The organism is Streptomyces sp. NPDC049577 (assembly GCF_040675635.1).
Taxonomy (GTDB): Bacteria; Actinomycetota; Actinomycetes; order Streptomycetales; family Streptomycetaceae; genus Streptomyces.
In genome coordinates this window covers 1-4,507 of sequence record NZ_JBFAPH010000424.1, presented here as the reverse complement: position 1 = coordinate 4,507, position 4,507 = coordinate 1, and the positions used below count along the sequence as shown (strand labels likewise).

The window sequence follows — 4,507 nt, the reverse complement described above, 5'->3', positions numbered from 1 at the left end:
GATTCCGCCCGGCAGCGGGCGTGGTTCCCCGGAGATTCGTACGTCCACCGGCAGGCCGGCGAAGGCGAACCGGTCGATCAGCGGGCTGAGCCTGCTCAGGCTCGGCTGGGGTGACAGATCCGTACCGTAAGGCTCGTCGTCGCCGTTCTGCGCGGGGGCGAGCAGGCCGAGCAGGTGCCGCAGCTCGGTCATCGCGTTCCGTCCGGCGCTCTCGACCGCGCTCATCGCGGCCGCGGCCTCGTCCGGCATGGTGGCCAGCACCTCGCGGGCGGCACCGGCCTGGACCACCATGAGGCTCACATTGTGGCTGACGATGTCGTGGAGGTCCGCCGCGATCCGGGCCCGCTCGGCGTCGACCGCCGTCCGTGCCGCGCTCTCCCGTTCCCGCTCCAGCAGCCAGCCGCGCTCCTCGAGCGCCGACCGGTGGCGCCGCCGTGCCCGGGCGAGGGCCGCGCCCAGCCAGCCGGCGACAGCGCACGCCGCCGCCAGCGCCACGACCAGCCACCCAACCCCTGAACTCCACACCCCGTCAGCCTCGCAGCCCCGCCCCGTGATCGACATCATCCCCAGGGCCCAGCTCCGTACATCCCCGGGATGACGGGCCCGTACGGTTACATCCGGGGAGGGACGCCGCCCCGCCCCACCGATCCTAGGTTCGTGCCATGACTCATGATCCCGGCAGTTCGCAGCAGGTCGTCGTGCGACTGGACGGCGTACACAAGGAATACGGCGACGCCAAGGCCCTGAACGGCATGTCCCTGGAGATCCGCCCGGGGGAGGCGGTCGCTGTGATGGGGCCTTCCGGTTGCGGCAAGTCCACCCTGCTCAACATGGTCGCGGGCCTGGACCGGCCGACGTCCGGCACCGTCGAGGTCCACGGCCAGGACCTCGGCAAGCTGAACGAGACCGGGCTGGCCCTGTTCCGGCGGCGGCACATCGGCATGATCTTCCAGTTCTTCAACCTCATCGACGACCTCCCCGCACTGGACAACGTGGCGCTGGCCGCCCAGCTGACCGGGACCTCGGCCCGGCAGGCGCGCCGTCGTGCGCTGGAACTCCTCGACGAACTCGGCGTCGCCGACCGCAAGGACACCTATCCGGCCGCGCTGAGCGGCGGGGAGCGCCAGCGGGTCGCCGTGGCCAGGGCGCTGATGAACCGTCCGGCCCTGCTGCTGGCCGACGAGCCGACCGGTGCCCTGGACAGCCGCTCGGGCGAGCAGGTGATGGACCTGCTGATCGACCTCAACCAGATCGGCCAGACCCTTTTGATCGTCACTCACGACCCGCATCTGGCCACCCGCTGCGCCGGCCGTCTGATCGAGGTGGCCGACGGCCGGGTGGCCCGCGAGAGCGCGCTGGAGCCGACCGCATGAGCGCCGTGTGGCCGGCCGCGCGCGCGACCGTGAAGCGCCGCAAGCTCCAGACGGCCGTCATAGGACTCGTCGTCCTGTGCTCCACCACGACGATCCTGCTCACGCTGACCCTGCTGAGCGCCGCCTCGGCGCCCTTCGAGCGGGCCTTCGGCCAGCAGCGCGGCGCGCATGTGGTGGCGGCCTTCGACCGGGCCAAGGTCTCGGACGCCCAGCTGGTGCGCACCGCCGGGCGGCCGGGCGTGCGGGCCGCCGCGGGCCCGTACCTCCAGGCCACCGTCGACATACCCCAGCAGTGGCTGTGGGTGCCGTCCGGCCCCCTGACGGTCGTGGGCCGGGCCGATCCGGCGGGCTCCGTGGACCGCATCCGTCTCCTGGAGGGCCGCTGGGCCACCGCGCCCGGTGAGACCGTCGTCAACTGGCCCGGCCAGGGCACCCCCGGCCCGGACAAGCTGGGGACGAAGCTGACGGTGCGCGGCGCCCCGGCGCTCACCGTCGTCGGCTTCGCCACCAGCATGAGCAAGTCCGCCGGCGCCTGGGTCGCACCCGCACAGATGGCCGCGCTGCACCCGGCCTCGGTCCAGATGCTCTACCGCTTCACCGAGTCCGCCACCGACCGGCAGGTCCGGGACAGCCTGGCGGCGGCCACCGCCGGGCTGCCCACCGGCTCCCTCACCACCACGCAGTCCCACCTCGCGCTCAAGAGGGCCTTCTCCGCTGTCGCCGACTCCTACCTCCCGTTCCTGACGGTCTTCGGCGTCCTCGGCCTGCTGGTCTCCGTCCTGATCGTCGGGAACGTGGTCAGTGGCGTGGTCGTCTCCGGGTACCGGCACATCGGGGTGCTCAAGGCGCTGGGTTTCACACCGAACCAAGTGGTCGCGGTGTACCTCACGATGGTCTCGGTACCGACGGTCGCCGGCTGCGTCACCGGCACCCTGACCGGCGGCGCGCTGGCGCAGCCCGTCCTCCGGGACGCCTTCAGCGGCATCGAGACCGGCAGTGCGTCCATCGGCGTCAGCCCCTGGGCGTACGCCGTCTGCCTGCTCGGCATGCCCGCCCTCGTCCTCCTCGCCGCGCTGGTTCCCGCGCTCCGCGCGCACCGGCTCTCCGCGGCCCGGGCGATCAGCGCGGGCAACGCGCCTCGGACCGGGCGCGGGCTGCGCGTCCAGCGGTGGCTCGGCGGTACGCGGCTGCCGCGCGCCGTGAGCCTGGGCCTGGGCCAGCCCTTCGCCCGCCCGGGCCGCACCGTCATGACGATGGCGGCCATCGTCCTCGGCGTCACGACCGTGACGCTGACGACCGGCCTGACCAGCACCATGGTCGCGTTCGGGAAGCACGGCCAGAACAACGGCGCGGCCTGGGTGAACGTGGAGGCGGGCAGGCCCGGGCTCGACCAGAAGGCCACGAAACTGAGCGACCGCGAGATCGAGGAACGGCTGCGGTCCCTTCCCGGCGCGGACCTGGTGACCGCCCGCGCCCTCACCACCATCCGCCTGGCGGGGTACACGCAGACCGTCTTCGCGGACTTCTACCGCGGCGACACCGAGATGTACGACTCCGAGATCGTCAAGGGGCACTGGCCGAACGGGCCGGGCGAGGCGGCAGCCGCGCCGGCGTTCCTGAAGCAGCACGGGCTCACGGTCGGCGACCGGGTCACCCTGTACCTGAACGGCAGGCAGGCACAGGTCACCGTCGTCGGTGAACTCATCGAAGGCAACCCCCGCGCCATCGAGTCCACCTGGCAGACCCTGGCCCGGCTCGACCCGGACCTCAAGGCCATCGAGTACACGGTCGAACTCGCCGACGGCGCCGACGCCGAGGCGTACGCCGAAGCGGCCAAGGCACTGGACCCGGGCCTCTACGTGCTGCCCGGCGCCTCGGCGAACACCACCACCACGACCGTCGTCGGCGTGTCGGTGGTGTTCACCGTGCTGCTGACGGTCGTCGCGGCGCTGGGCGTCTTCAACACCGTTCTGCTGAACACCCGGGAACGCCGCCGCGACCTGGGCATGCTCAAGTCGGTCGGCATGACGCCACGCCAGGTCACGATGATGACCGTGACGTCCGTGGCGGGCCTGGGCGCGGTCGGCGGGCTGCTGGGGATACCCCTCGGCATCGCCGTGCACCGGCTGCTCGTGGACCACGTGGGAGTGGCCGCGTTCCCGGAGTCCATGAAGGACGTCTGGCACGTGCCGCAGCTGACAGCACTGGCCCTTGCGGGGGTGGTGATCGCCGTCCTCGGCGCACTGGTCCCGGCCCGCTCGGCGGCGCGGCTGACGATCGCCACGGTGCTGCACAACGAGTAGGCCGTCCGCCCCCGCGGCGCGCACCTCGGCCGTCCGTCACGGCGGTGTGTGCCTCCGGCCGGGAGCCGAGGGGGCGGTGCCACCCCCTCCTCATCCCCGTGGTCTCCCCTAGCGCGGGGGAGCTTGGTGCCGGTACAGGTCCGGTGGACGGCGGCTGCCGCGGCTCGGAAGGCGTCGCTGCCGGCCGCGTGGTCGCTGTGGCGGTCGGGTGAGAAGGCGATGTACGGCGGGCCGACCGCCGGGTAGCGGTCGAGGTGGGCGAGTTCCCGTGCCGCCACTGATCGGCCCGTTCAGGCGGTCGGCTGCGGGACACCGTTCCCGGTGCGCGCGGACCTCAGATCAGCGGGGTGATCTGTTCCTCGATCCCCAGGAGCGCCCGGCCGTACAGCTCGCTCGCCACCGCCGGGTTGGTCATGGCGTGCCGGCTGGCGGTCTCCTGGTCGCGCCACATGCGCTGCAGGGGGTTGGCCTCGGCGAAGCTGCCGGCGCCGTGGAGGTTGAGCAGGATGTCCAGTGCCTCGCGCGAGCGGCGGGCGACGGTGGCGGTGTCCATGCGTACGCGAGCCCGGTCGAGCAGGGGCATGCACGTGCCGCTCGCCGCCCAGTTGTCGATGTCGTCGGCCGCGCGCATCAGGTGCAGCGCGGCGGTGTCGACGAGCTGGGCGGCCTCGGCGAGCTGTATCTGGGTGGAGGACGCTGCACGGGCCTGCGCGAAGAATGTGTGCGACAGCGGACGGCCCTTGGCGAGGGACTCCGTCACCAGCTCCAGCCCACCGCGGGCCATGCCCACCTGGGGACCCACCAGCACCGAGGAGAGCACCGGCACGAACG

4 protein-coding genes are annotated in these 4,507 nt (G+C 72.6%); 2 read left to right on the top strand and 2 right to left on the bottom strand.

Going from position 1 to position 4,507, the window contains the following annotated elements:
• The coding region (locus tag AB0K09_RS30105) for a histidine kinase dimerization/phosphoacceptor domain-containing protein (protein WP_366068577.1) at positions 1 to 495 on the bottom strand (495 nt) is incomplete at its 3' end.
• Positions 496 to 662: 167 nt separating this feature from the next.
• On the opposite strand from AB0K09_RS30105, the gene AB0K09_RS30100 reads away from it, so the two are divergent.
• On the top strand, positions 663 to 1,373 hold the full coding sequence (locus tag AB0K09_RS30100; protein ID WP_366068576.1) for an ABC transporter ATP-binding protein: 711 nt from the start codon (positions 663 to 665) through the stop codon (positions 1,371 to 1,373).
• The gene (locus AB0K09_RS30095; RefSeq protein WP_366068575.1) at positions 1,370 to 3,676 is read left to right on the top strand and encodes an FtsX-like permease family protein; all 2,307 of its coding nucleotides are present in this window, start codon (positions 1,370 to 1,372) and stop codon (positions 3,674 to 3,676) included. Before AB0K09_RS30100 ends, AB0K09_RS30095 begins: the two co-directional genes overlap by 4 nt.
• Before the next feature lie 334 nt (positions 3,677 to 4,010).
• Here the strand turns inward: AB0K09_RS30095 and AB0K09_RS30090 are convergent.
• Positions 4,011 to 4,507 (bottom strand): acyl-CoA dehydrogenase family protein (locus AB0K09_RS30090; protein ID WP_366068574.1); only part of this gene is annotated, 497 nt, incomplete at its 5' end.

Excerpts from the sequence above, each read along its gene's own strand:
- AB0K09_RS30095 (WP_366068575.1), top strand. The coding sequence starts at position 1,370 with ATGAGCGCCGTGTGGCCGGCCGCGCGCGCGACCGTGAAGCGCCGCAAG.
- AB0K09_RS30100 (WP_366068576.1), top strand. The coding sequence starts at position 663 with ATGACTCATGATCCCGGCAGTTCGCAGCAGGTCGTCGTGCGACTGGAC.